The following is a 242-nucleotide window of genomic DNA, read 5'->3' as shown; positions in this document are numbered from 1 at the left end:
ACCTGCAGATCGCCCACCGAAATGAGCGTGGACTCCTGCGCGCGGGCGCGCCGCGTGAGCGCGCGCAGCCGCTCGACCAGTTCGAGAAACGAAAACGGCTTGGTCAGATAGTCGTCGGCGCCGTCGCGCAGACCGTGCACGCGGTCGTCCACGCGGTCGCGCGCGGTCAGCATGATGACCGGCGTGTCCTTCTTCGCGCGCACCGCGCGCAGCACGCCGAAGCCGTCGAGCTTCGGCAGCAT

General features: G+C 69.4%; 1 protein-coding gene. It reads right to left on the bottom strand.

What is annotated here, in order from left to right; all coding sequences use genetic code 11:
• A partial coding sequence (locus tag SB751_RS34505; protein WP_410749555.1) for a response regulator occupies positions 1-242 on the bottom strand: 242 nt, incomplete at both ends.

This window comes from Cupriavidus sp. SIMBA_020 (assembly GCF_046535395.1).
Lineage (GTDB): Bacteria > Pseudomonadota > Gammaproteobacteria > Burkholderiales > Burkholderiaceae > Cupriavidus > Cupriavidus campinensis.
This window is presented reverse-complemented; position numbering and strand designations above follow the sequence as displayed.